Here is a 25,429-nt window from a genome sequence, read left to right as displayed (position 1 = left end):
TGATTAAGAAATTGATCTCAGCCGCTGCTTACCAACTTCTGATCGTGAAGCCGTCCGATTTCCCCGGAAGACAACTGTAATAATTCAGATAGAACCTGGTCGGTATGCTCACCAAGGCCTGGCGCTCCCGTCACGTCCTTTCGATCAAGGCCAGTAAATTCAAGGGGGCTACCCGGCATGAGCATTTCCCCTATGCCCGCTTGTTCCCTGTGAACAAACAGGGGGTTCTCTGCAGAACATGCGGGATCATTTAGCACCATTTCCTGGGTACTTTGGTAACGACCCCAGCAAACATTTTGTGCCGAAAAGGCGGCATCGATCTCGCCAATTTTTCTGGATGCTGCCCAGGGTTGAATCAGCGCTGCAATCTCCTTGCGCGCCTCGTATCGATCGCCCTCACGACTGAAATCCAAGCCTCTTGCGTGGGCTAGCTGCTCCATTTTCGTCTCCAATTCTGTGGCCGAACAAAGTCCGCGCCACTGCTTGGGCGTGAGGCCAACGAGCATGAATTGAACGCCGTCGGCTGAGACAAAATCTCTCCCGAATGCACCGTATAGGTAATTGCCGGACCTCTCACGGTCAAAACCCAGTTCCGCCTCGGCGATAAAGCCCAGCGTACCCATGGTGGCCATGGCCACATCTTCCAGCGCCAACTTAATGTGCTGCCCCTCTCCGGTGCGGCTGCGATGACGCTCGGCAGCCAATAATCCCGAGACGGCCATTTGTCCGGTAATACAGTCCCAAGCAGGTAGTACACTGTTTACAGGGCCCACATGGTCCTCTGGCCCGGTGAACATCGGAACACCTAGGGCGGGATTGACGGTGTAGTCGACGGCCGAGTCACCGTGGCGATTGCCCATGACGGTCAGCTGGATCAAATCCTGCCTAGCCTCGCGCAAGCTGTCATAATCCAGCCAGCCCTTGGGTGGAAAATTAGTCAGCAGGATCCCCGCATCCTCCCCACTAGCACAAATGATTGATCTGGCAAGCTCCCGGCCTTCGGGCCGACGAATATCAATGGCTACGGAGCGCTTACTCTTGTTAAGACCTTGCCAGAAGAGGCTGGTATTGTCCTCGGTGACAGGCCAGCGTCGGTAGTCAAGCCCGCCCCGGATATCATCGATGCGAATCACTTCAGCCCCCATCTGCGCCAGTGCCAAGCCCGCAGAGGGCGCCGCCACAAAGGCAGAGACCTCAACCACCCGCAGACCCGCCAGAATACCCATCAGGAATGTCTCTCGCCCTTGTTCAGCGCATCTTGCAGCAGCTGCCGGGCGATGACCTTGAGGGCCAGTGTCTCTTCGGCACCCTCAAAAATAGACAGCACCCGGGCATCGATAAAGTAACGGCTTACCGCGGTCTCCTCGGCGTAACCCATGCCACCGTGTATTTGCAGCGCCTCCCGCGTAATCCACTCTGCAGACCGACAGGCAAATAACTTAACCAGGCTCGCCTCCATCTGCCCCTCGCCGCAGTCCAATAGCTCACCCACACGGTAGGTAAAGCAACGGCTGACAGCGACCTGAGCGGCCATTTTGGCGAGCTTCGCCCGGGTAAGCTGGTAGTCACCCAGATGAGCACCAAAGACCTTGCGGTTCTGGGAATAGCGAACCGCGGCTTTGAGAGCGGCACGCATCACACCTGACGCCCTAGCTGCGGTTTGGATTCGCCCACCCGTCAGGCCGGCCATCGCGAGATAGAATCCCCTTCCCTGCCCCTCAGCTCCGCCTATAAGGTTCGCTTCAGGCACCCAGTAGTCTTCAAAAACAAGGTCATAGGAGTGCATACCCCGGTAACCTATTGTGGGAATAGACCTTCCCGTTAAACGACCCCCCGACTCCTGATCAAAACAAAACTCATGCTTATCGGTGCTTGGCTTCTCCACCAACAAGGCGCTCAGGCCCTTGTGTCCCAATGACCTGTCGGTATCGGTGCGCGCAATGACAAAGAGCAACTGTGCTTTGCCCGCAAAAGTGCACCAGGTTTTGGCGCCATTGAGCAACCAGCCCCCAGCGACCGGTGAGGCCTTGACTGAAAGCCCTGCGACATCAGAACCATAATCAGGCTCAGTGATGGCAATGCCGCAGAGTTTTTCTCCAGACGCCACTTGGGGTAACCAGCGAACTCTTTGCGCTTCAGTGCCACCACTGAGCAGCGCTCTAGTCACGATCTCGGGGCGTGTAATCAGGCTGCCCGCAGCCGCCAGCGAGGCCTCCGATAAAGCCTCGGTGACGACGATCATTGAGGCATTGTCCGCATCGGCATCGGGGGCTGTGCCGCCGTACTGCTGGGGAACCGAGATACCAAATACGCCCATCTCTCCCAACGGCTTCAGAATCGCTTCCGGCACAGTCAGGTCCTGGCGATGAATGCTTTCAGCGAGGGGCTCGACAATATCAACAGCGAGCTTGCGAAAAGCCGTCTGCATCATCTCCTTATCATCGTCGAGTGTGACCTGGCCAACCTCGCCCTGCAGCTGAATGACCTCTTGACCTACCTCCGCCAGGTAAGCCGGCGCAAGCAGCGCTTGCATCGTCGAGCGCAATTCCCCCGCGCCGAAAAGCCGGTCAAAATCTTCTGGCTCGATCCCTAATACCGGCAACAAGGGTTCGAGCCGGGTTCTTATGGACTGCGCAGCACTGGCTATGTAGATTCCGCAAAGCCCCTGCTGCAACTCGGTAGCCGTACCGTTATAACTTTCCCATGCGACGCTGGCGGCCCGGTACTCGGCGTAAACCCATGCCAGTTCGTAGCTGGCAACCTGCTCTTGATCGAGGCGTTGTGGATCAAGTTTTCCGGCTATGCAGCAAGACCTCGCCAAATTCTCGGTCGCCTGTAAAATAAGGCTAGGGAATTTATCAAAGAAGCCCTTGAAGCCTGCGCTGTTATCAACATCAATCACTAAAGACTCTGCTCCCATGCTCAAAGGGCTTAGCCCAACTCTTCGAAGGGTATGTTTTTGTCCACCCGAATATCGCCCGGCAGCCCCAGAACGCGCTCGGCAATGGTATTGCGCAAAATTTCATCAGTGCCGCCGGCAATGCGATATCCCGCGGCTTCCAGCCAAGCCATGCGACTATCGGTGGTCCGCGAGATCGGGTGATCGGGATAGATCGCACCTGCGGGCCCACAAGCATCCATGATGCAAGCTGACTGTGTCTGTAACTTTCGTGCGATCACCAGTTTACTCAATGCGGCTTCGGGGCCGGGCAACTGGCCTTGGGACAGTCCAGTCAGGAGCCGCGCGTAGAAATTATTGATGCCGGACTCCGCAACATACCAATCGGCAATCTTATCGCGCACTCGAGGATCATCGAGGCCAGATTCCCCATCATCGAATTCCCGCCGCAGGAACCGCACGGTATCTTCGAGGGAAGCACCGCCCCCGGAGGCTTCGGTCACCGCAAAGCGCTCCTCCATCAAGGTTGCAATGGCCACCTGCCAGCCGCCGTTGATTTCGCCCAGGCGGGAGGCATCGGGAATGCGAACATCGGTGAAGAAAACCTCGCAGAATTCACCCCCGCCAGCTGCCTGCTGGATTGGCCTTACTTCCACACCAGGCGCCTTCATATCGACAAAAAAGTAGGTCATGCCCCGATGCTTGGGCACAGACGGGTCAGTGCGCGTAATGATGACCCCGTAATCGGAGATGTGGGCCCAAGATGTCCAAATTTTCTGACCATTGAGCACCCAGTCGTCGCCGTCACGAAGGGCACGAAGTCGAATGCCTCCTAGGTCGGAGCCGGCCGCCGGTTCAGAAAAAAGCTGGCACCAGATTTCCTCGCCTCGCAGAGCGGGTATCAGATAACGCTGCTGCTGCTCCTCTGATGCAAACCGGCGCATTACGGGAATCGGCATGCCCACGCTGATACCAAAAAAGACGGTGGGAAAATCGTACTGTCCTTCCTCCTGATCGTAGATCACCGCCTGCATGGGGGTACCACCCATGCCACCCAACTCTCTAGGCCAGGTGACTTTTGCATAACCCTTATTAGCTTTTCGGGCTTGAAAAGCCCTGCCGAGCGCCAGCTGCTGATCCATGGTCAAATCACCGTGCTGCGACAGGTCGTACTCTACGGCCTGCTCAGCCAACCAGCCTCGCACTTCTGCACGAAATTCAGCTTCCTCGCGGGTATCTTCAAAATCCATAGTTTCTCCAGCAAAGTCGCCTGCACCGCGATAGGGTGTCAGGCCACCTTGCGTTCAAATTCAGCGGTAATTTGCTTCTTCCACATTCCAAGATCGCCTATTAACAGCGCCAGAGAACGGGAACGGCGTAAAAAGAGGTGGCAATCTGCCTCCCAGGTAAAGCCCATACCACCGTGTACCTGGACATTTTCTGCCGCGGCGTGTTCATAGGCTTCGGTCGCACTTACCCGAGCGACAGCCGCTGCAAGGGGCAACTCATCGGAGCCGGAAGCCAAGGCCCAGGCGCCGAAATAAGCATTGCTGAGTGCCAGCTGATTACCGACATACACATCTGCCAGCTTGTGTTTGATGGCTTGGAAGGACGCAATGGGTCTGCCAAAAGCATGCCGCTCAGTCGCAAAATCAATGGCGCTCTGGAGGCAGGCTTCAGCGCCCCCTACCTGCTCAAAAGCAAACAGTACCGCGGCAGCGTCGAGCACGGCCCTGAACACTGCCCAAGCACCGTCGCCCGCCTCGCCTAGGGGCTGAGACTCGGCGCCTTCAAAGACGAGGACGCCCTGTTTTCTAGTGGGGTCGATGGAGTCCAACGATCGACGCTGCACGCCATCCTGTGCGAGATCGACGAGACACAGACAGGGCTCATTGCGCTCATTAGCGGCCAATACTACCGCGGCATTGGCAATCATCGCATCCGGCACCGGCCACTTTTCTCCGTGTAGCCTACCCTTCTCGAAACGCAGTTTAATGCGACCGGGGACGGGGAAGCCCAAACCCTCGGCGAAGGCAAGCGTACCAACAGTAGCTCCAGCAGCGACTCCTGCCAATACAGCTTGTCGCTGCGCCTCGTCACCCCCTCGGAGTACGGCCTCACTGAACTGATAAACCGTGGACGAGAACGGTACTGGCGCCAGTGATCGCCCCAACTCATGGGCCATAGTGCAAAGCTCCAGGTAACCTAGGCCAACACCACCATACGGTTCCGGAATCGCTATGCCTGCCCACCCCAAGTCGAGCATTTGCTGCCAAACAGCTTCGGAATGGGACATGCTGCTGTCGTTAAGCACCGCTCTAGCCACTGACAGCCCGCTACGATCAGAGAGAAAACGTTGCACCTCGATCTGCAGCGCTTTCTGCTCATCTGAGAAATCAAAATTCACTACTGAATACCACGGCCCATCGTTGCTACTGCCTGATCTGGAGATTGTATTTAGCTTATCACCACTGTAAAGTTTCAACAAGACGCTATCAGCAGAGACAACAAACCGTCGCCTCTCGCTAAAACCAGCAGCCCGACCCGTGTGGACACCCAATGCAAGAAGTATGGATTATTGATGCCGCCCGCAGCCCTCGCGGACTGGGTCGCCCCGACAAGGGCAGCCTGGCGCAGGTGCACCCTCAGCGCCTGCTCTCCCAGATACTGACCGCTATCGCCGAACGCAACCAGCTGCTCACGGATGATATTGAACACGTCATTATGGGCTGTGGTAACCCAGCGGGCACTCAGCGCGGTGACATCGCCCGGATGGCGGCGCTGGACGCAGGCTGGATGCGCAGTAGCGGTACAACGGTAGATCACTTTTGTGGCTCCAGCCTTATGGCGACGTTATTCGGTGCCAATTGCATTAGTACGGGCATGCACGATCTGGTGATAACCGGTGGCGTTGAGATGATGTCTCTACCCGACAAGCCCAATATGGCTACCGATCAGCACAACCTGCACCTGCGGTACAAACACCCCATCACCAGCGTCGGCATCTCCGCGGATGTCATCGCCACCGAGGAAGGTTTCAGCCGCAGCGATGTGGACGCCTTTGCCGCCGATAGCCAACAGCGGGCTTTGCGGGCTATCGACAAGGGTTATTTCGAAAAGAGCATCGTTTCTATCAAAAATGATGATGGCTCACTCGCCCTGGCCCATGACGAATACCCCAGACGGGGAACCACCGTTGAGACGCTGTCGAAGTTGCAGGCGGTATTTTCCGATTTCATGAACTACCCCATGGATGACAGCCACACCTTTGGCGAGATCGCACGCATGTCCTGGCCTGACTTAAAGATTGACCACGTGCATCACGCAGGGAACTCATCAGGTATCGTCGACGGCGCTGCGGCTGTAGTACTGGCTTCACCTGAATATGCTCGAGCAAACAAACTCAAGCCTCGAGCGAGAATTTTAGCCAGCGCCTCTGTGGCGGGAAGTCCCGAATATAATCTGAACGAACCCGTAGCATCGGCCCGGAGAGCACTCACCCGTGCAGAAATGACCGTCGATGATATTGATCTATTCGAAGTCAACGAAGCTTTCGCGGTCGTGCCGCTACGCTTTATGAAACTGATGGGCGTAGATCACGACCAGCTCAACGTAAATGGTGGGGCCATTGCCCTAGGGCATCCCATTGGTGCCACGGGCGCAATGTTGCTAGGTACGCTGCTCGATGAACTGGAGCGGCGGGAACTGAAGCGCGGCTTGGTCACCCTGTGTGCCGCCGGCGGCCTAGCTCCCAGCATGATTATCGAGACGATGTAACTCAATCTCGAGACAGGTAAATATGCAAACAGAAAATAACAGCAACACCCCGGTCCAAGTAGAACGGGACCAAGGCGTTGGCCTAGTGAGGCTGAACAGGGCCCAACAACTCAATGCCCTAAACCTAGAAATGCGACAGGCTATTGCTACTGCATTCCTTGCGCTCTCGGGAGATCCGGCTATACGCGTCATCGTGGTAACCGGCGGCGAAAAGGTATTTGCAGCCGGTGCCGATCTGAGGCTACTGGTTGATAAGAGCTCGCAGGAAGTGGCAGAACTTAACCTCCCAAGCTACTGGCACCCTGTTGCCTCTTGCGAGAAGCCAGTGATCGCCGCCGTCAATGGTTACTGCTTGGGCGCTGGCTCCGAATTGATGCAAATGTGCGATATTGTCGTTGCCGACACCAGCGCCCGGATCGGCCAGCCAGAGGCCAAGGTCGGCATAATGCCCGGTGCCGGTGGAACTCAGAGACTGGCACGGTCAGTGGGCAAACCCGTGGCCAGCTTAATGCTTATGTGCGGCGAGGCGCTCACAGGTGAGCGCGCCTACCAGTTAGGGCTGGTGAGCGAATTGGCTGAAGAGGGGCAAGCCTTGAACAGAGCACTGGAACTGGCACGCAAGGTCACGTTCATGCCACCGAGGGCCATGCATGCGATCAAGCGCGTCCTCAGACAGGGCAGTGACCTACCTCTGCCAGAGGCTCTGCAACTTGAGCAAAACGAGTTCCAGAAATTGTTTGATACCACCGACCAGACCGAAGGCATGACCGCATTCCTGGAAAAGCGTAAACCGAAATTCACTGGAAACTGAGTTAGGCAGGAACAATGACAGCTGAAGCACAAGCAACTATCGCCGTCATCGGCGCCGGAGCCATGGGGCGCGGCATCGTGCAGCTGTTTGCTCAGTCGGGACATCGAGTAAAGTTTTACGATAACTCCGAGGCTGCTGTCGCCGCTGCTCACGCCTTTGTGGCAGACATGTTTGATAGCAAGGTCGACAAGGGCCGAATCAGTCGAGAAGAAGCGGACAAGGCAAAATCCCAACTCGTTCCCTGCACCCAATTGGTCGATATCGCAGACTGCGACATCGTGGTCGAGGCGGTGCTCGAAGACCTCGAGATCAAGCGGGGCCTTTTTGCCGAACTGGAAACAGTCGTTTCGTCCGCTGCCATCATTGCCAGCAACACTTCATCCCTGCTCATTGCTGATATCGCTGCAGGCTGTGCGCACCCCGAGCGAATAGCCGGCCTGCATTTCTTCAACCCGGTACCGGTGATGCGGGTGACTGAGATTATTTCATCGGTGAGAACCGCAGACATTACTGTAGAAAAACTTAAAGCCTGCATAGACAAGACGGGTCACCGCGCAGTGCTGGTTCAGGACCAGCCCGGCTTTCTCATTAACCACGCCGGTCGCGGCTTGTACACCGAGGGATTACGAATACTTGAGGAGCAGGCCGCCAGCCACGACCAGGTCGACCTGCTAATGCGCGAGGCAGCTGGCTTTCGCATGGGCCCCTTCGAACTGCTGGACCTGACCGGGCTGGACGTATCATCCAAGGTCATGCAGTCGATCTACGACCAGTTTCAGCAGGAACCGCGCTTTCGTCCATCCTCTATTATTCCTCCCAGAGTTGCCGCCGGCCTGTTTGGGCGTAAAACCGGCGAGGGGTGGTATCAGTATCAGGAGGGCAAAAAACTCGACTTAGCAAATGCCAACGAACCCCCTCCGGCAATGTCACAAAATTGCCGCGTCTGGATTGACCCCGCAGCTGACCAACATGCCGAATTGTCGACGCTGAGCCAACAAGCCGGCGCCCAAATAGTGGTATCTCCTGATGATGCCAGTCTGCTTCTGATTCAACCCTGGGCATTGATGTCTCACAGGCCTGTGCCGACCTCAATCTGGATGCCAGTCGTTGTGTTGCCGTAGACCCTCTCCCTTCGCTGGAGATGCGTCGCACCCTGATGTTGAGCCCCATTACCCGTACCCAGTCCCGGGATGATGCGGCCGCGATACTGGGAGCGGACAACGCCCCCTATACCGTTATTAATGACAGCCCCGGTTTTGTGGTTCAGCGTATGCTGGCCACCATTGTGAACATCGGCACCAACATTGCCCAGCGCGGTATTGCCTCGGTAGACGACATTGACGATGCTGTTCGCATTGGCCTGGGCTATCCGGCTGGCCCCCTGGCCCTAGGGGACCGTCTTGGCCCGCACAGGGTGATGCAAGTACTGGAAGGACTGCAGAGAGTCACAGGAGACCCTCGCTACCGACCCAGCCATTGGCTGCGTCGCCGCGCGCAACTAGGGGAAAACCTAATCACTAGAGAGGCCGCCCGGCACTGATATGACAAAGCCAGCTGTAATCGTCACCCGCCCCCACCTGCATGTTGCCCAGGTCGCCATCAATCGGCCAGCGGCAAAAAACGCTATTGATGAAACGACTCGCTTGGGGCTGATCGAGGCCACTGCAGAGGCGCTAGCGGATGACACCGTTCGTGCACTGCTGCTGTGCGGCACAGGCGGAATTTTTTGTGCCGGAGGCGACCTCGCCAGCATGCGCGGCATGAGCGAGGAGCAGGCCCGTGCACGCATGCAAAGTGGCCACAAACTGGTTCGACTGCTTTGGAACGCCGATATTCCCGTTGTCGTAGCCATGGAGAAGTTTGCTATTGGCGCGGGCGCCGGACTGGCCTTGGTTGCGGACTACATCATTGCTGGCGAAACCGCCCGCATGAACTTTCCGTTCCTCAACCTGGGCCTAGTACCTGACTGGGGCTCAACCCAGTCTCTGGTGCGCAAGGCAGGGTGGGGCACAGCACGACGCCTAGTGCTAGACCGAGCTTCCCTCAAGGGTGAGCAGTTGCTGGAGCTCAATCTAGTGGAACAACTCGTCGAAGACCACAAAGTTATGGAGCTCGCAGTCGACAAGGCGCGCGAATTCTCCCTCTTGCCCAGGCTAGCCATGCGGCAGTTCAAGGAGGCAATGAGGCAGTCGCCCCAACCTATGGAATCGGCACTGCAAGCCGAGGAAAGCCACCAGACCCACTGCTTTCTCAGCGACGAGTTCGAGGAGGGGCTAACAGCCCTGCAGGAGAAACGGCCACCGGATTTTCTCAAAGGATAATCACGTGGATGACGCGACACTGAATACACTTAAGTCCTGGATTGGCCGGTCAATAACGCGTCATAGTGACCTGCCAGTCTTTGGCGCACAGGCGCTGGCAGGGGCCATCAATCACACTGAAGCTCCCGACACCGGAAACCCACTGCCCCTTCCTTGGCACTGGCTGTACTTTCTCGATCCCACCCAGCGTGACAGCACCGGCGAGGATGGTCATCCCCGCAAAGGCGGATTCCTGCCACCAGTACCTCTTCCACGTCGAATGTGGGCAGCCGGCGCATTGGACATAGCGCAGCCATTGGTACTGGGGTTGGCCACCGAGAAAACTTCCAGCATCACCTCAGTGGAGGCCAAGAATGGACGCTCGGGGCCGCTGGTTTTTGTCAACCTGAAGCACGAATTACGCCAGGGCCATGACCTTTGCATTACTGAAGAACAGAACTTGGTCTACCGGGAAGCGCCCCGGGAAAGAAGCGAGTTACCACCCGGGGAGATGGCGACAGAAGGACCCGAATTCTCCCGGGAAATGACACCCGACCCCGTACTGCTGTTTCGCTACTCCGCACTCACGTACAACGCCCATCGTATTCACTACGACCGGGAATACGCTGTCAATGAAGAGCTGTACCCGGCACTGGTGGTTCATGGCCCTCTGCTGGCCACGTTGCTGCTTGACCTTGTGTACGAACACTTCCCAGGGGCTCGAATTGAAAAGTTCAAGTTTCGCGCGGTGCGGCCCACGTTCGACAACCATCCCTTTACTCTCTGCGGCCGGCGCAGTGGCAACCACTTGCTGCTTTGGTCGGTAGACCATCACGGCTACGTCTGCATGAAGGCAGAAGCGACGATGACGCTCTAGGTACAGTATGAATTCGAACGCTGGTAATCCATGAACTCCCTGCAGCAATCCATACGCTGTATCCCCCGCATCAACACGGCTTGGTCGGCAAGGCCAGCCATGAAAGTCGACGTCCCTCGAGACAGGAGCAGCCATCATGCAACAGCTCACCCTTCAAACCCTCAGCGACAGGGCATTGATCTCAGACCAGCTTTATCGATACGCCAAAGGTCTGGATACTCGTGACTGGGGCCTGATTGCCTCGGTATTAACGGACCCCTTCCATCTGCAGGCAGAAATGCTCGATATCGATTGCACCTTGTCGCCTCAGGAATACATAGAACTTGCGCCTGCTAAGTTTCTGCCGGGGTTCGACGCAACCGCTCACCTGAACACCAATCAATTGATTACCATTGACGGGCACAAGGCGCATATCGAGACCCGAATGTACGCCTGTCATTACATTAATCCACAAGACAACATCGAGACAGACCACCTGTCTGCGCCGGCCAGCACCCACTGCAATATGCAAATGCACTGGGAGGGCTGGTTGAACCGCCAACCGAACGGTCGCTGGCTGTTCCATAAAATTTGTATGGGCGTAGCCGCCAGTGAGGGTGATATGAACGCCATGCAAACTGCCCGATCGCGGATTTAGGGTTAACAACAACCCATCGAGCTATCAGGATATTTATGGGGAAAAAAATTGTCACCGTACTGGGTGCGACGGGCGCTCAGGGGGGCGGCGTTGTCAGGGCACTCATTGATCAGCAAGACTGGCAGGTACGCGCGCTAACCAGAAACCCCCGAAGCCCGGCGGCACTACGCTTGGCAGAGTTGGGCTGTGAAGTTGCTGCGGCGGATCTGAATACCCCTACCACCCTGCCAGAGGCATTGCAGGGCTCATATGGCCTGTTTGCAGTGACCAACTTCTGGGATCGCGCGACCCGAATGGGCGAATTTGAGCAGGGCAAAAACCTTGTGCGGGCAGCGAAAGCTGCCGACATCCAGCATTTCATCTGGTCAACCCTGCCTGACTACCACGCGCTATCAGGAGGCAAATACACGGTGCCTCATTTCAGCAGTAAAGCGCGAGTTGATCACGAAGTGAAAGCAGCTGGATTCCGCCATCACGCGTTTGTGGAAGCGCCCTTTTACTTCCAGAATTTTCTTACCATTCATGCGCCGAAAAAAACCCCGGAAGGGCACACGTTATGGCGCTATCCAGCCGATAAAGACAAGTGCCGCTTCCCTTGTGCTGACATTAATGAATTGGGCTCGCTTGTAGCCGCCGCGTTCAATCGGCCCGAGGACGTCGGCGACGGTCAGTATCTGGCACTCGCCAGCGACTATTTATGCTGGCAAGAGCTTGTCGACATCCTGAACACCCAAGGTCACAAACTTCACTACGAGCAAGTTGCCGCCGAGGAATACGATCGCTTTTTCCCTAGCGCCAAAGAATTTCGCCATATGATGGCGTTCTGGGAGGAGAATCATTACTTCGGCCCAGAAGGTGCGCACAAAATTGCTCTCGCGAGTGCCTTGATAGACAACCGTATGATGCGGTTTGCAGACTGGGCGAACACGCACATGCCTCCTAGTTAGCGACCCTGCCTATCCAAAAGTTAATCCTCATGTTGCGAATCCATTGTGTTGGTTTTATTTATACACTTGTGTAAAGTAACGTCTGCCTTGCCCATTTAACGCCAGCCATTGCCAGAGAACGACAGGAGCAGACCATGAAGCTTGAAGACATGATACTGATGAGTGTGGATGACCACGTTGTCGAACCCCCGGAAATGTTCGACAACCACATGACCCAGAAGGAGCTGGAGACTATTGCACCCCGTCTGGTAGCGGAAAACGGCAAGAATTTTTGGCTATATGAAGGTCAAAAAATCGGCAATATGGGACTGAATGCGGTGGTCGGCCGGCCCAAAGAAGAGTACGGCATGGAACCCCTACGCTATGAAGACATGCGCAAGGGTGTGTACTCGATTGATGAACGCATCGGCGATATGAATGCCAACGGCATCCTCTCCTCTATTTGCTTCCCCACATTTCCAACCTTTGCTGGCAACCTGTTCCACCAGTCCAAAAATAAGAATGCGGCAAAACGTGTAATCGAGGCTTACAACGACTGGCACATCGATGAATGGGCCGGCACCCATCCAGGGCGAATTATTCCCCTGGCCCTACTGCCCATCTGGGATAGCGAACTCATGGTTAATGAGGTCAAGCGGGTAGTCGCCAAGGGCTGTAGGGCCATTAGCTTTCCGGATAACCCAACTTGCCACGGCTTCCCCAGCGTCCACAACGCACACTGGGACAAACTGTGGGAGGTCTGCGCCGAGAATGACGTGGTCATAAACTGCCATATTGGCACCGGCGCACAGCCACCGCATTCTTCACCGGACACCCCTATCGATGCTTGGATTGCTGCCTTTCCCATGTCCATTGCCAACAGCGCGGCAGATTGGCTCTATGGTGAATTCCTGCTGAAGTATGACAACTTGAAAATCTCACTCACCGAAGGTGGGGTGGGCTGGGTACCCTACTTCCTTGAACGGGCTGAATTTACGCTGGACCATCACGGCCCCTGGACCAAGTCTAACTTTGGCGGCAAAAGGCCGACAGAACTGTTTAGAGAGCATTTTCTCACCTGCTTTATTGAAGACGAGAGCGGCTTGCGTAATCGCGATCTCGTAGGGATCGAAAACATACTCTTCGAGTGTGATTATCCGCATTCAGACAGCACATGGCCTATGACGCCGGAAAACACTTTTCGGCAACTGGATAACGTGGGGCTCAGCGACGAAGAAATAAATCAGGTGACCCACCTCAACGCTATCAAGAATTTCAACTTTGATCCCATTGCCCTTCTGGGCCGCGAAAACTGCACGGTGGGTGCGCTGCGTGAGAAGGCCAGAAAGGCGGGGATAGACACCCGTGAAAAATCGGGTGGGGGAAATTCCGCCAAAATCACCGATCGCTCGGGGCGCATGACCTCAGGAGAAGTGCAGAAATTATTCGCCGGTGAAGGGGCTGCGGCAGACTGAACCGCAAACTTAAGCCGCGCCAAGGACGGTGCTTAGGCCATAGGCAGACATCAACATAAGGATGTTCGATTCAGTACTGACCGTTCGTTACGTCTTACTCTCGGGTCACCGCCACTTCGAAATCTGGATATGGCCCAAGCGTTAAAAACAATGAAGCGCCGAGCGCCGCTACTCCAATACAGATAAGCAGCAAACCATCGTAGCTACCTGTGGCATCGATCAGGGGGCCAATGAGGAGCGGAGCCGTACCGCTGCCGAGGGCGACAGTGCCTGATACCGTTCCAAATACGGTGGCATAGGATCGAAGGCCAAAATATTTCGACACGAGATAGGCGAGAATGTCGAATTCTGCACCGGCTGCCACACTTACCAAAACCGTCGCCATAACCATGAGCGAGATGTCCGGTGGCCCCAGCAGGAATATCAGGCATCCGATTGAGGGCAGCACCAGAGCGAAAAATGCGACAAGTGGGCCCCAGAATCTGTCGAGGAAAAAGCCTCCGGCCAGCCTGCCCGCGACCAGTGCCAAACCAAACGCACTGAATACTAATGTTGCGTCTGACTGCGATAGACCTTTTTGGACGAGCATCGGAACCGTATTAATTATCATTGCAACCACGACGAAGACAACCAGGATCAATGCGACAATGATCGTCCAGAACTGGCGGTTACGTAGCGTCTCTCGATAACTTAATCCTGTAAGCTGCTTAGGATCTCTGTCATTTGCGGGTTCCGCAGAGTCAATTAACAGAGAACTCGGCTGGTTCCAGCTTGAGTTGCTTATAGCCATAGCAAAGAAGCAGACCAGCAGGGTTGCAAGCGGCAATATACCCAGAAAGAAAAACCCTTGCTGCCATTCTGCTGTGCCGACATAGCCCGCCAGCAGTAGTAGGGAGACAGTGCTTACCACGCCCGAACCCGACAGCAAAATAGCTAACGCGAGACCGCGTTGTCGCTCAAATTTGTCGCAGACGATCTTTGTCCAGGTGATCAGCAGTGTGCCGCTTCCCACAATCGGCAGAAAAAAAATAGAAGGCGTATAGAAGATTCTGGCTGAGTGAAACCGTGCCCATCATAATGTATGTCAGGACATACAGCACTAATGAGCACAGGGTGACGCTATGCAGCGAGAATCTATCCATTAGCCAACCCGCTAACTGAGATCCTACGGCAATACCGACAAAGCTCAGGGTGATGCAGCGCTGCAGTTCCCCCAAAGGTATGTTCAGCGCCCTGGAAAGATCTGGTGCCATTGGCCCGAAGCTGTACAAGGGAAGAAAGTGCGCTGAGCTGATAACCCCGCTAAGCGCGACCAGCAGCGTTGGCCAGCCTTCGCGAAATTCCGTGTACTTGCGGTCGTCCACCTACTTGCTCTCTCTTGCCCTCAACGTCGGGACCGCAGTTCCAGTAAATCGATGGTAGCGTCCCCGGGAAGCGTAAGGAGATGAATAGCAGTGGAGGTGACCGTATCGAGCTGCATACCCTCTCCAGTCGCAGCTACGAAACCCGTTTCCTGAAAGGTTTGCATCATCAGTTCATAGGTTTCGTCATCCAGAGGAGAGGCATCCTCCCGAAGCAGGTGACCAACTCGCAGTGCTGATACGCGAACACCTGAGGGTGCCAGCTCCACTCTCAAACTCTGCGAGAAAGCCTCCAATGCGGATTTTGAAGCCGTGTATACGCTCAACAAAGGGGGATAGAACCGCACGGCCTCAGACGAGACATTGATAATATCACCCCTCGACTTCTTCAATAGTGGTATTGCCTCGCGACAACAGTACATTGTCCCGAGAAGATTGGTATTGATTACCGAACGAAGTTGTTCATCACTTGCGTTTTCAAGTTTGAATATCGGGTATATCGCCGCGTTGTTTACCAAGGCATCCAACTCACCCATTTGGGCATCAATTTCCTCAAAGGTGTGACGTACCGCGGCAGGGTCGCCAATATCACATGGAAAACTGGCGACCCTTTCACCGATCTCGTTGCGCGCCAACTCCAGCTTACTGGAATTGCGCCCGATGATGGCAATCCGCGCGCCTTCGCTGTAGCAGGCATTGGCCAGTGCTTTCCCGAGGCCATAACTACCTCCTGTAATGGCGATGACCTTTGAGGCTAAGCGCATGCCAACAACTTGTTGAGATTAACGAAAGTTATACTTCAAGCGAACACCGTAGAAAGACTGAGCTCCGCGCGTTACCCGAACGTACTGCCTAGCGATAAATCCACTGGATTCTGATGAATCGCTGTAAAACTCCTCGTCGTTGATATTTCTGCCAAAAAGCGTCACCTCATAGCGGTCTTCTTTGTCTACCATGCTCAGCGAAAAATTCAGAAGCCCGTAGGAATCCTGTACGAGAAGCGGGTCACCATTCAATGGAAAGTTCACTTCGTCTTGCCACACGTAGTTCACACTGCCATGGATGTCGAAAGAAAGATTATTCAACGGAAAAATGTGGCTGATGCCGATGTTATATGCCAACTCAGGCGTGTTAGGCGGACCCGAGCCGTCCATGTCGGTCTGCACCGCAACGTCCGGATCGGTGGCCGGGCCCCCGTTCAAGTCAATGTTACAACCAGTTTCTATGGTTTGACCGGGCCAGCAAGGCTGCAATAGATCTTTGACTTCCACATCTAGATAGGTGACTGCCGCGGAAATACGTCCGTAGTCTGAGTAGGCCCAGATCGCGTCGATCTCAACACCAAATATATCGAGGTCACCCGCGTTAAGGTTCACAGTCTGAATGGTTCCAGGCAGCAAGGCTGAGGTCTGCAGATCCTCCACATCCTGCCAGAAAACCGCCCCGTTGAGCTGTAAGCTATCATCCAAGAGCATGGTCTTCATCCCAAACTCAACAGCCTCAGCCGTTGTGGGCTGAAGAAAAGCGGCGTCTGGGTTTCCCGTTCTTGAAATGTCCGCTCCGATACCGACAAAGCTTCGGCTTACCGTGGCATACAAATTGGAACTATCCATGTACTGCCACGATGCACCCAATCTAGTAGACCAGTCTGTGTGGTCGGTATCCGCCTCACCGGCGGTATACAAAGCGGGCGGTACAGGGACCGTAAAGTTTACAATATTGTTGTCTAGATCGAACTCTGAGACCCCTGCACTATCTGGAACCACATAGGTTGGACTATCGTAGCGTACGTCGACCTCTTCATGGGTCCAACGGTAACCGCCGTAAATATCCAGCGTATCCGAAACATGGTAGGTACCATCAAAAAATGCTGAAAATGCCGTTAATTCATCGGTGTTATCTGTTTGCACGGAAGTGGTGTATCCCTCTCCAAAGGCAGGATCAAACGGGATATACAATGCAAAACCTTCTTTAACGTTCTCCTCAAAAGCTGTGTAAAACACACCTACAGTCCAATCTAGTGACTGGCCAGCTTGCTCTAACCTGAACTCCTGCGTGAAATATTCATTATCAAATGGACGAGAAAGAGGAATATTACTGGACGGCGTATTGCTGGTATGAGCTAACGCGATGGGCAAGCCATAACCGCCATTGGAGAGCTGACCCGGCCCGGAATCTATGTCGGGATTCACCGCCTCATGCCACTCTCTGTACGCGGATATTGAAACAAATCTAAGCGATTCGTCGATCTCCCAGGTGAGGTTGGCGGACAGCCCCCAACTATCAAGCTCTTGCTTGGCGAAATCCTTATCATTGAGATTGATCATGAACATATCGTCGATCACGCGTTGACCAAGCACCGGGTCGCCATCACCCTGCTGGATTTCCCGCAAATTCAACCCTGACGCGGGAATACCATCAAGCGAAGGTTCAGCAACGAGTGTGACTTGTGGAGATAAGCCGTGCTCAGCGTCGCGATAGTCGCCGGACAATAATAGATTCACCGAGTCAGAGAAATTCAGGTCAAGTTGCGCCCGGGCGCCCCAAGACTCAATACCACCACCGTCGTCACCACCCGGATAAACGTTTTTGAGATGGCCTTCCCTGTCCCGGTAGAACACATTCAGTGATCCTGCGGCTGTCTCCGTCAGCGGCCCGCTCAATCTAGCTCGATACAGCTGCTCGTCGTCGTCGGTAAAACTGGCCTCTAAGTACCCCTCGATTTCTGTACTTGGCCGCCTGGTAGTAATGTTAATTGCACCTGCTGTGGTATTACGTCCGAACAGGGTGCCCTGCGGGCCCCGCAACACCTCGATACGCTCTACATCAGCCAGCTCAGATATGAACTCACCCGCCCTCGCCAGAGACACGCCATCGACAACCATGGCGACGCTCGGTTGAATACCCCCTTCAAAGGTGTAGGAGGCAACACCGCGAATATTGAAGTTGGTGGATGAAGGCGCAAAACCTGCCTGAAAGTTGAGAGACGGGACCGCCTGCGCAAGCGACACAGTTTCAGTAATGTATTGCTGATCCAGATCCTCAGCCGTTAGCACCGATATCGAAATGGGCACATCCTGGAGATTTTGCTCACGCTTTTGAGCAGTTACCATCACCTCCTCGAGCTGCCCAAGGGCAGGCTCGGCCGTTCCAAGGGAAAGTGTGAGACAGCCAGACAAGCTGATGAGTTGATTTATCTTCAGTTTCATAAGGGTCATCCCGGTTTTATTCTATTTATCGGATTACTAAACCTTTTCGCACAAAGGGCAGGCCGAAGAACATCCTAAAACCTGTCACCTTATACTTATCACGTGTGTATAGTTAATATTTACTTTACACGTATGTAAATTATTAATCAACAAGACAGACCGCTGAGTCTTAGCTTAGTGTCTGAAAAAAATGTGCTGATAGTGAAAAATCGCGATGCTTTTCTGGCGGATCCCAATAGCTAGCTGGCGCTTCGCATTGGCATGCAAGGTGCGAAAATTGCGCTCAAGTTTTGGGGGCTAGTTCAGATCCTGAGTAACAACCTGTACGGGTTGCCCAAGCAGCGAATCTCCGCCACTACGGTGGATATGTTGCCCTGTTTCAAAGAACTCGGGATACAGCATCAGGCACACCATTCCCGCAATATCTTCGGAAGTAGAGATCCGGCCGAGCAGCGCCAATTCTTTGTAGAGGCCAACAAATTCATCGAAGTCGCCACCCCGCTAATAGATGCCTTTACGCAGCATCGCTGTGTTATTAATAGATGGAGTGATGCGTAGTCTGTTCTGGCTATCTTCGACTGCAGCGGCTTCTACAAATCGCTCCGCCGCTGCCTTGGCACAGGCGTAAGCAGACTTCCCGTTTGACACGTCATAAGCCACCAGAGACGAGGTGGTGACAATCGCACGCCGCTCTCCCATCACATCCGCCACCGCCCGGATGAATCAGTATGTACCGAAGCAGTTCACCTCGGTCATCAACTGCATGTGCTCTTCAGTCTCCTGCGCAATGGGACTGCGGGTGGCGAGACCCATGTGATTAACAGCGAGGTCAATCTGGCCATAGGTCTCTAGGGTGAAATTAACCAGATCGACATTCGCTTGCTTCGAGGTGATATCTGCTTCAGAGGCCAGGCCATCGATCTCCTGCGCGAGTTCTTGACGCGACTGCTCACCGAGTCCCGAAACAACGCCCCGGGCGCCTTCCCGGCGCAAGCGGCGCGCCGTAGCGGCTCCCATCCCTACCGGTGTTGATGCCCCGATGACTATGGCGGTTTTGCCCTCAGACATACCCACACGTAACTCCATTTTCGCCTGAGCCACCGAATTCATTCAGATTTCGTAGCAACGCAGGTTGAGAAATAAAACGCCTAATTACCTCCCCTTCCACTCAGGCGCGCGCTTTTCGGCAAAAGCTGTCGCGCCTTCAATGGCATCTGCGCTAGAAAATACCGGACTGAGATACTCGCCCTGTTTCTGAGCAGCTTCTTCCAGTGTCCAATCTTGGGCCTGACCCACGACCATCATGCTGGCGGCCACAGCCAATGGACCATTCGCCGCGATTTTTGCCGCCATTTCCTGCGCTGCTACAAGGGCGCCACCGCTTTCGACAACCCGGTTAATCAAACCCAATTCATAGGCGCGCTGCGCGGAAATAAAGTCGCCCATTAAGGCCAACTCCATCGCCACGCGCTCGGGTATCTGCCTAGGAAGGCGATACAAGCCCCCGGCACCAGCTGCCAAGCCTCGCTTAACTTCAGGGATGCCAAATTTGGCACTCTCAGCGGCGACAATCATGTCGCAGCTGATGGCCATCTCCATCCCGCCGGCCAGCGCATAACCCTCTACCGCCGCAATGATCGGTTTCTTAGTGCGATATTCGGTCAAACCGGCAAACCCCCGGCCTTCGATATAGGGTGTCTCACCTCGGACGAAGCCTTTGAGGTCCATGCCCGAGCAGAAAGTCCCACCTGCGCCCGTAATCACGGCCACTCGCAGATTGGAGTCGCTCTCCAGTTGGTCGATTGCTGCACTCACCCCCTCGGCCAGTACCTTATTAGCTGCATTCTTTGCTTGTGGTCGATTGAGCATTATCGTCAGCACGCCATTGTCGTCACTAACAATCACTTCGCTTTCAGAAACCATCTTTATTCTCCTTATTCAGGTCAACTCAATCGCGCTATTCGGGAAGATGACGGCGGTCCCATGCGTTTCCACGCCCCTTCCCGCTCTTGCACAAAAATACATTTAGGAGGCCTTGATCTCGCAATCAGGCACCAGAAATATCTGAGCATTTTATTTTCTGCTGACCAACCAAATTCGAAAGGCGTCTCGCCAAAATCTGGCCTTTGCCATACTGAATTAGTTTATTAACACATATGTATAGTTAGTTAAGACTTTATACTACGGCGTGAAAATTTAAAACTAGAAATAACGAGAGACGAGAGTGGCGCTTAGCTGAACCTGAAAATCATACCGCTCTTGATGTTTAAAACCTTTACTACAACAGCGTTCTCGTCAAGCCGCCCACCCGAACCCTTCTAGGGCGCTCCGCCTCTCGGCTACGCGTGCAAACTCTGCCCTAGGCAGCGTTTGTCGATCCCGAGGGTTCTCATCCCATAGTCAAAGCCCCAAACAAAAAAACGCCCCAGAGGGGCGTCTTTTATTTGGATGGCGGAGAAGGAGGGATTGATTCGAGCAGCGTTGCCTCCGCTGCTCAAACCCTTTCAGGGCGCTCCGCCTCTGGGCTACGCGTCCAAACTCTGCCCTAGGCAGCGTTTGTCGAACCCGAGGGTTCTCATCCCATAGTCAAAGCCCCAAACAAAAAAACGCCCCAGAGGGGCGTCTTTTATTTGGATGGCGGAGAAGGAGGGATTCGAACCCTCGATACGCGATTAACGTATACTCCCTTAGCAGGGGAGCGCCTTCAGCCACTCGGCCACTTCTCCAGAGGGTGCGAATCCTACCATAGAGAATTCGCTGAAAAACAGGCTTTAGTCGCTGTCTCGGGTATTTCCGTCGCTTTCCCCCTCTTCTGGGGGGTTATCGGCTTGAATCCGATTAAGAATTTCCTCCCGATGCACCGACACATCACGAGGCGCGTCTACCCCCAGACGGGTCTGGTTACCTTTTACACCGAGCACTGTAATGGTGATGTTGTCGCCAATCACCAAGGACTCACCCATTCTTCTTGTTAGTATCAGCATTTCTAACTTCCCTGTTTGCTGCTTTTCTTGAATTTAAGTCCTAATTATAGCCGATCTCAGCCACTGCCCTCAGGACTGTGCTCGAGACCAAATGCGGAGTGCAAAGCCCTCACCGCGAGTTCCAAATAATCTTCCTCGATAATCACCGAAATTTTTATTTCCGACGTGCTGATCATTTGAATATTAACGCCCACTTCTGCCAAGGCCTTGAACATGCGCGCCGCGACATTAGCATGTGAGCGCATGCCAACCCCGACAATCGACACTTTGGCAATTTTTGCGTCGGCACGCAATTCTTTCGCGTCCAACTGAACCACTAAATCTTCAAGAATTTTTCTCGCTTTCTCAAGATCGTTACGCGCCACAGTGAAAGTAAAATCGGTATGACCTTCCTCTCCAATGTTCTGAAGTATTACATCGACTTCAACATTGGCCTCACCCACAGGACCTAATATTTTGTAAGCAACACCGGGAGTGTCGGGCACGCCCAATACGGTGAGTTTGGCCTCATCACGGTTGAAAGCAATGCCCGCTATTGTTGGCGCTTCCATATCTGCGTCCTCTTCCATGGTAATTAAAGTACCGGGGCCCTCGTTAAAACTACTGAGAACTCTCAGTGGCACGGCATACTTACCCGCAAATTCGACAGCACGTATCTGCAGCACTTTGGAACCCATGCTTGCGAGCTCGAGCATTTCTTCAAAGGTAATTTTTTCAAGGCGTCTGGCGCTCGATTCCACCCGCGGGTCTGTCGTGTAAACCCCATCAACATCGGTATAAATTTGGCATTCATCGGCCGACAATGCTGCCGCGAGGGCCACAGCTGTTGTGTCCGAACCACCCCGCCCCAACGTCGTTATGTTGCCCTCCGGATCAACTCCCTGAAATCCGGCCACAACCACGACTCGCCGCTGATCAATATCGGCCCGTAAACGGTGGCCATCAATGTGCTGAATTCGTGCCTTGGTGTGGGCAGTATCGGTCAGAATACGCACCTGAGACCCATTGTAAGATCGAGCGGGCACCTTGCGCTTGTGAAGCGCCATGCTCAGCAAAGCTGTAGTGACCTGCTCACCGGTTGACACGAGCATGTCGAGCTCCCGAGGCTGGGGGTACTCTTCTATGGAGTGCGCAAGTTCAATGAGACGGTTGGTCTCTCCAGACATTGCTGAGACGACAACCACCACGTCATGGCCGTCGCGATGAAAGCCCGCAACCTTGTCGGCAACATGCTCGATACGCTCAGCCGAGCCCACCGAAGTGCCGCCATATTTTTGAACTATTAGGGCCATGAAAACCCGTGCCGGTCGGTTAAAATTGGGCGCGGAGCATACCACATAAGCACCGCTGAGTAAGCGGTGCGCGCGATATTCGATAGGAAGGGCCGGACCTGACAGCGAGCCCCACTAGGCAAGCTGTGACGCCACCCAGTCTGGCACGGCCGCTAGCGCCGCGGGTAAAGCTGCAACATCGGTACCACCGCCCTGAGCCATGTCAGGACGACCTCCGCCCTTGCCACCCAAGCGGCCGGCAAACTCTTTAATGGCGTCTCCCGCTCGCACTTTGTCGGTGGCATCTTTGGTGACACCTGCGACTAAAGAAATTTTGTCGCCCTCTACCGCGGCTAACAACACTACGGCCGTACCTAACTTGTTTTTACATTGATCCAGTGTCTCACGAAGCGTCGCTACATCAGCACCTTCTATTTGGGTGGCTAGCACCTTGATGCCACCAATCTCCACCGCTGACTGTGTGAGGTCGCCTCCAGATGAAGTGGCCAGCTTTTGCTTCAAGCGCGCCACCTCTTTTTCCAGCTCACGTACTTCTGATCGCAATACGCTGGCCTTCTCGACAACGGCGTTTGGCGTGGCTTTTAAAACCTCAGCCACATCGACCACCCGCTGACTGCTGGCTAAACTTTGCACTAAAGCAGCCTGACCCGTGATGGCTTCTATTCTTCGCACCCCAGCAGCGACGCCAGACTCACCGGTCACCAACAGCAGGCCAATATCGCCCGTTCTGTCAACATGAGTACCGCCACAGAGCTCCACCGAAAAGCCTTGGGATCCCATAGACAGCACCCGAACTTCGTCACCGTACTTCTCACCAAAGAGGGCGGTCGCACCCGCTGCAACGGCGCTATCCATATCCATTAACTGCGTCGTCGTGGCACTGTTCCTCCGAATTTGCTCATTCACAATTTGGGTGAGTTCTTCAATTTGCGCAGCACTCACAGCCTCACCATGAGAAAAATCAAACCGCAGCCTCTCGGAGTCGACCAGCGAGCCCTTCTGTACCACGTGGTCACCTAAAACCCGGCGCAGGGCCTCATGGAGTAAATGTGTTGCCGAGTGATTGAGACGAATACGCTGGCGCAACTCGTTATCGACCGTCGCTGTCAGGGCATCGCCCACGGTTAGAGCACCGGTAGTCACCTGAACATGATGAAAGTGATGCCCCTGAGCCTTAGTTGTATCGGTAACATCCGCACGGCTCGAATCGCCCTGTAGCAAGCCACAGTCACCTACCTGCCCCCCGCTTTCGCCGTAAAAAGGCGTGCTGTTGAGAACCACAACACCCCGTTCACCCGCAGCCAATGACTGCGTCATCTCACCCTCGGCCAACAGAGCCAAAATGGTTCCTGAGCCTTCGGTGCTGTCGTAGCCGGTAAACTGCGTCTCTCCGTGGATTGTGACTGACTCGTTGTAGTCAACTTTGAAACTGCCGCTCTCCTGAGATCGCTTGCGCTGCTGGGCCATTGCCGCATCGTAACCTTCCACATCTAAGGTAAGGTTGCGCTCGCGAGCAATGTCATTTGTCAGATCAACCGGGAACCCGTAAGTGTCGTAGAGCCTAAAAACAAGCTCACCAGGAAGTACAGCGCCCTCAAGACCGCTCAGGGCCTCTTCAAGAATAGCCATGCCATTATCAAGAGTTCGCGCGAACTGATCTTCCTCGGCACGAAGCGCCTTCACAATGGCGCTCTCACTCGCCTGAAGGTCAGGATAAGCTGCGCCCATTTCAGCCACTAGCACAGGCACTAAGGTCGCGAAAAAAGGCTGGGTAGCACCCAGTTTGTTGCCGTGACGCACGGCGCGGCGAATAATGCGGCGCAGCACATACCCCCGGCCCTCATTGCTAGGCGTCACACCATCGGCAATGAGAAATGCACAGGAGCGCAGGTGATCCGCGATCACGCGCAATGATTTCTCTTCCAGATCAGTGACAGCAAGAGCCGAGGCAGTGGCTTTGATCAAGGTTTGAAAAAGATCTATTTCATAATTGGAATGCACGCCCTGCAAAACCGCCGCTATGCGCTCCAGACCCATGCCTGTATCAACAGAAGGCGCCGGTAGCGGATGCAACTCCCCGGCGCCATCCCGATTAAACTGCATGAACACAAGATTCCAGATTTCAATGTAGCGATCGAGATCATCGTCGGCACTGCCAGGAGGCCCGCCGGGCACATGGGCGCCATGGTCGTAAAAAATTTCAGAGCTGGGCCCGCAAGGCCCGGTGTCACCCATCTGCCAAAAATTGTCTTCGTCTAAGCGCGATAAGCAGCTGGGATCAATTCCAATTTCATCAATCCAAATGGCCGCCGCCTCGTCATCGGAAATGTGAACCGTCACCCAAAGGCGCTCCTTGGGTAACTCCAACACCTCAGTCAGAAAGGTCCAAGCAAAATTGATGGCCTCGCGCTTGAAATAATCCCCAAAGCTAAAGTTGCCCAACATTTCGAAAAAGGTATGGTGACGCGCGGTGTAACCGACATTTTCAAGGTCGTTGTGTTTGCCACCTGCACGAACACATTTTTGTGACGTACAAGCCCGCTGGTAAGCCCGGGTCTCCAACCCCAAAAAGGTCTCTTTAAACTGATTCATTCCCGCGTTGGTAAACAAAAGTGTCGGGTCGTCATGGGGCACGAGGGAGCTTGACTCGACTCGAGTATGGCCCTGATCTTCAAAATAGGACAGGAACGCTTCACGTATTTCAGCTGTTTTCATTGCAAGCTCTCATTTGGCCCCACGGCCATGAATACATTGGGCTCAGAGCCCTTTTTTTGATGACTTCTCAAACTTTATCGCGACAGTCTTTATTGCTTTTACGGCCGGACGACTGGGCATAATACTCAGACACTGCTGCACTGGTTTAATGCATCACCCACTAAGA

General features: G+C 54.4%; 21 protein-coding genes, 1 tRNA gene and 1 pseudogene. 9 read left to right on the top strand and 14 right to left on the bottom strand.

Annotated features, from left to right (window positions below):
• Positions 1 to 17: 17 nt before the first annotated feature.
• The 4 genes from ACMAZB_RS04770 to ACMAZB_RS04755 are packed head-to-tail and all read right to left on the bottom strand — an operon-like array spanning position 18 to position 5,306.
• Positions 18 to 1,226, bottom strand: a complete 1,209-nt coding sequence (locus tag ACMAZB_RS04770) for a CoA transferase (RefSeq protein WP_435219617.1) — start codon at positions 1,224 to 1,226, stop codon at positions 18 to 20.
• Positions 1,226 to 2,902, bottom strand: coding sequence for an acyl-CoA dehydrogenase family protein (locus ACMAZB_RS04765; RefSeq protein WP_435219616.1), 1,677 nt, complete (start codon positions 2,900 to 2,902; stop codon positions 1,226 to 1,228). The genes ACMAZB_RS04770 and ACMAZB_RS04765 overlap by 1 nt, the downstream gene beginning before the upstream one ends.
• A gap of 29 nt (positions 2,903 to 2,931) precedes the next feature.
• A complete protein-coding gene (locus ACMAZB_RS04760) occupies positions 2,932 to 4,149 on the bottom strand; it encodes an acyl-CoA dehydrogenase family protein (RefSeq protein ID WP_435214897.1) in 1,218 nt (405 codons plus the stop codon).
• 38 nt (positions 4,150 to 4,187) lie between these two features.
• On the bottom strand, positions 4,188 to 5,306 hold the full coding sequence (locus tag ACMAZB_RS04755; RefSeq protein ID WP_435219615.1) for an acyl-CoA dehydrogenase family protein: 1,119 nt from the start codon (positions 5,304 to 5,306) through the stop codon (positions 4,188 to 4,190).
• 152 nt (positions 5,307 to 5,458) lie between these two features.
• Here ACMAZB_RS04755 and ACMAZB_RS04750 point away from each other — a divergent pair, with 152 nt between their 5' ends.
• From ACMAZB_RS04750 to ACMAZB_RS04710, 9 genes are all read left to right on the top strand, one after another.
• Positions 5,459 to 6,676 (top strand): acetyl-CoA C-acyltransferase, encoded by a 1,218-nt coding sequence (locus tag ACMAZB_RS04750; protein ID WP_435219614.1) that lies wholly within the window; start codon positions 5,459 to 5,461, stop codon positions 6,674 to 6,676.
• 22 nt (positions 6,677 to 6,698) lie between these two features.
• Positions 6,699 to 7,487 carry an enoyl-CoA hydratase-related protein gene (locus tag ACMAZB_RS04745; protein ID WP_435219613.1) on the top strand — a complete coding sequence of 263 codons (789 nt, stop codon included), beginning with the start codon at positions 6,699 to 6,701 and terminating at the stop codon, positions 7,485 to 7,487.
• 14 nt (positions 7,488 to 7,501) lie between these two features.
• Positions 7,502 to 8,608 carry a 3-hydroxyacyl-CoA dehydrogenase NAD-binding domain-containing protein gene (locus ACMAZB_RS04740; protein WP_435219612.1) on the top strand — a complete coding sequence of 369 codons (1,107 nt, stop codon included), beginning with the start codon at positions 7,502 to 7,504 and terminating at the stop codon, positions 8,606 to 8,608.
• Between the two features lie 35 nt (positions 8,609 to 8,643).
• The gene (locus ACMAZB_RS04735) at positions 8,644 to 9,027 is read left to right on the top strand and encodes a 3-hydroxyacyl-CoA dehydrogenase family protein (protein WP_435219611.1); all 384 of its coding nucleotides are present in this window, start codon (positions 8,644 to 8,646) and stop codon (positions 9,025 to 9,027) included.
• Position 9,028: 1 nt separating this feature from the next.
• A complete protein-coding gene (locus ACMAZB_RS04730) occupies positions 9,029 to 9,808 on the top strand; it encodes an enoyl-CoA hydratase/isomerase family protein (protein ID WP_435219610.1) in 780 nt (259 codons plus the stop codon).
• Between the two features lie 4 nt (positions 9,809 to 9,812).
• Positions 9,813 to 10,664, top strand: a complete 852-nt coding sequence (locus ACMAZB_RS04725; protein ID WP_435219609.1) for an acyl-CoA dehydrogenase — start codon at positions 9,813 to 9,815, stop codon at positions 10,662 to 10,664.
• 136 nt (positions 10,665 to 10,800) lie between these two features.
• A complete protein-coding gene (locus ACMAZB_RS04720) occupies positions 10,801 to 11,301 on the top strand; it encodes a nuclear transport factor 2 family protein (RefSeq protein ID WP_435214883.1) in 501 nt (166 codons plus the stop codon).
• Positions 11,302 to 11,336: 35 nt separating this feature from the next.
• On the top strand, positions 11,337 to 12,248 hold the full coding sequence (locus ACMAZB_RS04715) for an NmrA/HSCARG family protein (protein ID WP_435219608.1): 912 nt from the start codon (positions 11,337 to 11,339) through the stop codon (positions 12,246 to 12,248).
• 134 nt (positions 12,249 to 12,382) lie between these two features.
• The gene (locus tag ACMAZB_RS04710) at positions 12,383 to 13,702 is read left to right on the top strand and encodes an amidohydrolase family protein (protein ID WP_435214879.1); all 1,320 of its coding nucleotides are present in this window, start codon (positions 12,383 to 12,385) and stop codon (positions 13,700 to 13,702) included.
• 94 nt (positions 13,703 to 13,796) lie between these two features.
• Here the strand turns inward: ACMAZB_RS04710 and ACMAZB_RS04705 are convergent, their stop codons facing one another.
• The 10 genes and pseudogenes from ACMAZB_RS04705 to alaS all read right to left on the bottom strand — a co-directional run bounded on the left by ACMAZB_RS04705 (position 13,797) and on the right by alaS (position 25,263).
• Entirely contained in the window at positions 13,797 to 14,714 is a 918-nt protein-coding gene (locus tag ACMAZB_RS04705) for an MFS transporter (protein WP_435219607.1), read from the bottom strand.
• On the bottom strand, positions 14,659 to 15,066 hold the full coding sequence (locus tag ACMAZB_RS04700; RefSeq protein ID WP_435219606.1) for an MFS transporter: 408 nt from the start codon (positions 15,064 to 15,066) through the stop codon (positions 14,659 to 14,661). Before ACMAZB_RS04700 ends, ACMAZB_RS04705 begins: the two co-directional genes overlap by 56 nt.
• Positions 15,067 to 15,086: 20 nt before the next feature.
• The gene (locus tag ACMAZB_RS04695; RefSeq protein WP_435214876.1) at positions 15,087 to 15,827 is read right to left on the bottom strand and encodes an SDR family oxidoreductase; all 741 of its coding nucleotides are present in this window, start codon (positions 15,825 to 15,827) and stop codon (positions 15,087 to 15,089) included.
• Between the two features lie 18 nt (positions 15,828 to 15,845).
• Positions 15,846 to 18,272, bottom strand: coding sequence for a TonB-dependent receptor (locus ACMAZB_RS04690; protein ID WP_435219605.1), 2,427 nt, complete (start codon positions 18,270 to 18,272; stop codon positions 15,846 to 15,848).
• Positions 18,273 to 18,773: 501 nt separating this feature from the next.
• A pseudogene (locus tag ACMAZB_RS04685) lies at positions 18,774 to 19,289 on the bottom strand (SDR family oxidoreductase).
• 135 nt (positions 19,290 to 19,424) lie between these two features.
• Positions 19,425 to 20,195 (bottom strand): crotonase/enoyl-CoA hydratase family protein, encoded by a 771-nt coding sequence (locus tag ACMAZB_RS04680; RefSeq protein WP_435219604.1) that lies wholly within the window; start codon positions 20,193 to 20,195, stop codon positions 19,425 to 19,427.
• Positions 20,196 to 20,907: 712 nt separating this feature from the next.
• Positions 20,908 to 20,998 (bottom strand) — tRNA-Ser (locus ACMAZB_RS04675).
• Positions 20,999 to 21,043: 45 nt separating this feature from the next.
• Positions 21,044 to 21,256 (bottom strand): carbon storage regulator CsrA, encoded by a 213-nt coding sequence (gene csrA, locus ACMAZB_RS04670; protein WP_435214871.1) that lies wholly within the window; start codon positions 21,254 to 21,256, stop codon positions 21,044 to 21,046.
• Positions 21,257 to 21,312: 56 nt separating this feature from the next.
• Positions 21,313 to 22,548: an aspartate kinase gene (locus ACMAZB_RS04665; protein WP_435214869.1), complete on the bottom strand. Its 1,236-nt coding sequence runs from the start codon at positions 22,546 to 22,548 to the stop codon at positions 21,313 to 21,315.
• Between the two features lie 114 nt (positions 22,549 to 22,662).
• On the bottom strand, positions 22,663 to 25,263 hold the full coding sequence (gene alaS / locus ACMAZB_RS04660; protein WP_435219603.1) for an alanine--tRNA ligase: 2,601 nt from the start codon (positions 25,261 to 25,263) through the stop codon (positions 22,663 to 22,665).
• Between the last annotated feature and the right edge of the window lie 166 nt (positions 25,264 to 25,429).

The sequence above is a fragment of the Luminiphilus sp. nBUS_07 genome (assembly GCF_051201685.1).
Taxonomy (GTDB): domain Bacteria; phylum Pseudomonadota; class Gammaproteobacteria; order Pseudomonadales; family Halieaceae; genus Luminiphilus.
The sequence above is the reverse complement of the archived record's forward strand: the minus strand, read 5'-3'. Positions and strand labels throughout refer to the sequence as shown.

What these genes read in the sequence shown, in the direction of transcription:
- ACMAZB_RS04715 (WP_435219608.1), top strand. Translation starts at nt 11,337, where the DNA reads ATGGGGAAAAAAATTGTCACCGTACTGGGTGCGACGGGCGCTCAGGGG.
- alaS (WP_435219603.1), bottom strand. Translation starts at nt 25,263, where the DNA reads ATGAAAACAGCTGAAATACGTGAAGCGTTCCTGTCCTATTTTGAAGAT.
- ACMAZB_RS04720 (WP_435214883.1), top strand. Translation starts at nt 10,801, where the DNA reads ATGCAACAGCTCACCCTTCAAACCCTCAGCGACAGGGCATTGATCTCA.
- ACMAZB_RS04760 (WP_435214897.1), bottom strand. Translation starts at nt 4,149, where the DNA reads ATGGATTTTGAAGATACCCGCGAGGAAGCTGAATTTCGTGCAGAAGTG.
- ACMAZB_RS04695 (WP_435214876.1), bottom strand. Translation starts at nt 15,827, where the DNA reads ATGCGCTTAGCCTCAAAGGTCATCGCCATTACAGGAGGTAGTTATGGC.
- ACMAZB_RS04740 (WP_435219612.1), top strand. Translation starts at nt 7,502, where the DNA reads ATGACAGCTGAAGCACAAGCAACTATCGCCGTCATCGGCGCCGGAGCC.
- ACMAZB_RS04680 (WP_435219604.1), bottom strand. Translation starts at nt 20,195, where the DNA reads ATGGTTTCTGAAAGCGAAGTGATTGTTAGTGACGACAATGGCGTGCTG.
- ACMAZB_RS04745 (WP_435219613.1), top strand. Translation starts at nt 6,699, where the DNA reads ATGCAAACAGAAAATAACAGCAACACCCCGGTCCAAGTAGAACGGGAC.
- ACMAZB_RS04665 (WP_435214869.1), bottom strand. Translation starts at nt 22,548, where the DNA reads ATGGCCCTAATAGTTCAAAAATATGGCGGCACTTCGGTGGGCTCGGCT.
- ACMAZB_RS04750 (WP_435219614.1), top strand. Translation starts at nt 5,459, where the DNA reads ATGCAAGAAGTATGGATTATTGATGCCGCCCGCAGCCCTCGCGGACTG.
- ACMAZB_RS04690 (WP_435219605.1), bottom strand. Translation starts at nt 18,272, where the DNA reads ATGAAACTGAAGATAAATCAACTCATCAGCTTGTCTGGCTGTCTCACA.
- csrA (WP_435214871.1), bottom strand. Translation starts at nt 21,256, where the DNA reads ATGCTGATACTAACAAGAAGAATGGGTGAGTCCTTGGTGATTGGCGAC.
- ACMAZB_RS04730 (WP_435219610.1), top strand. Translation starts at nt 9,029, where the DNA reads ATGACAAAGCCAGCTGTAATCGTCACCCGCCCCCACCTGCATGTTGCC.
- ACMAZB_RS04770 (WP_435219617.1), bottom strand. Translation starts at nt 1,226, where the DNA reads ATGGGTATTCTGGCGGGTCTGCGGGTGGTTGAGGTCTCTGCCTTTGTG.
- ACMAZB_RS04735 (WP_435219611.1), top strand. Translation starts at nt 8,644, where the DNA reads ATGTTGAGCCCCATTACCCGTACCCAGTCCCGGGATGATGCGGCCGCG.
- ACMAZB_RS04710 (WP_435214879.1), top strand. Translation starts at nt 12,383, where the DNA reads ATGAAGCTTGAAGACATGATACTGATGAGTGTGGATGACCACGTTGTC.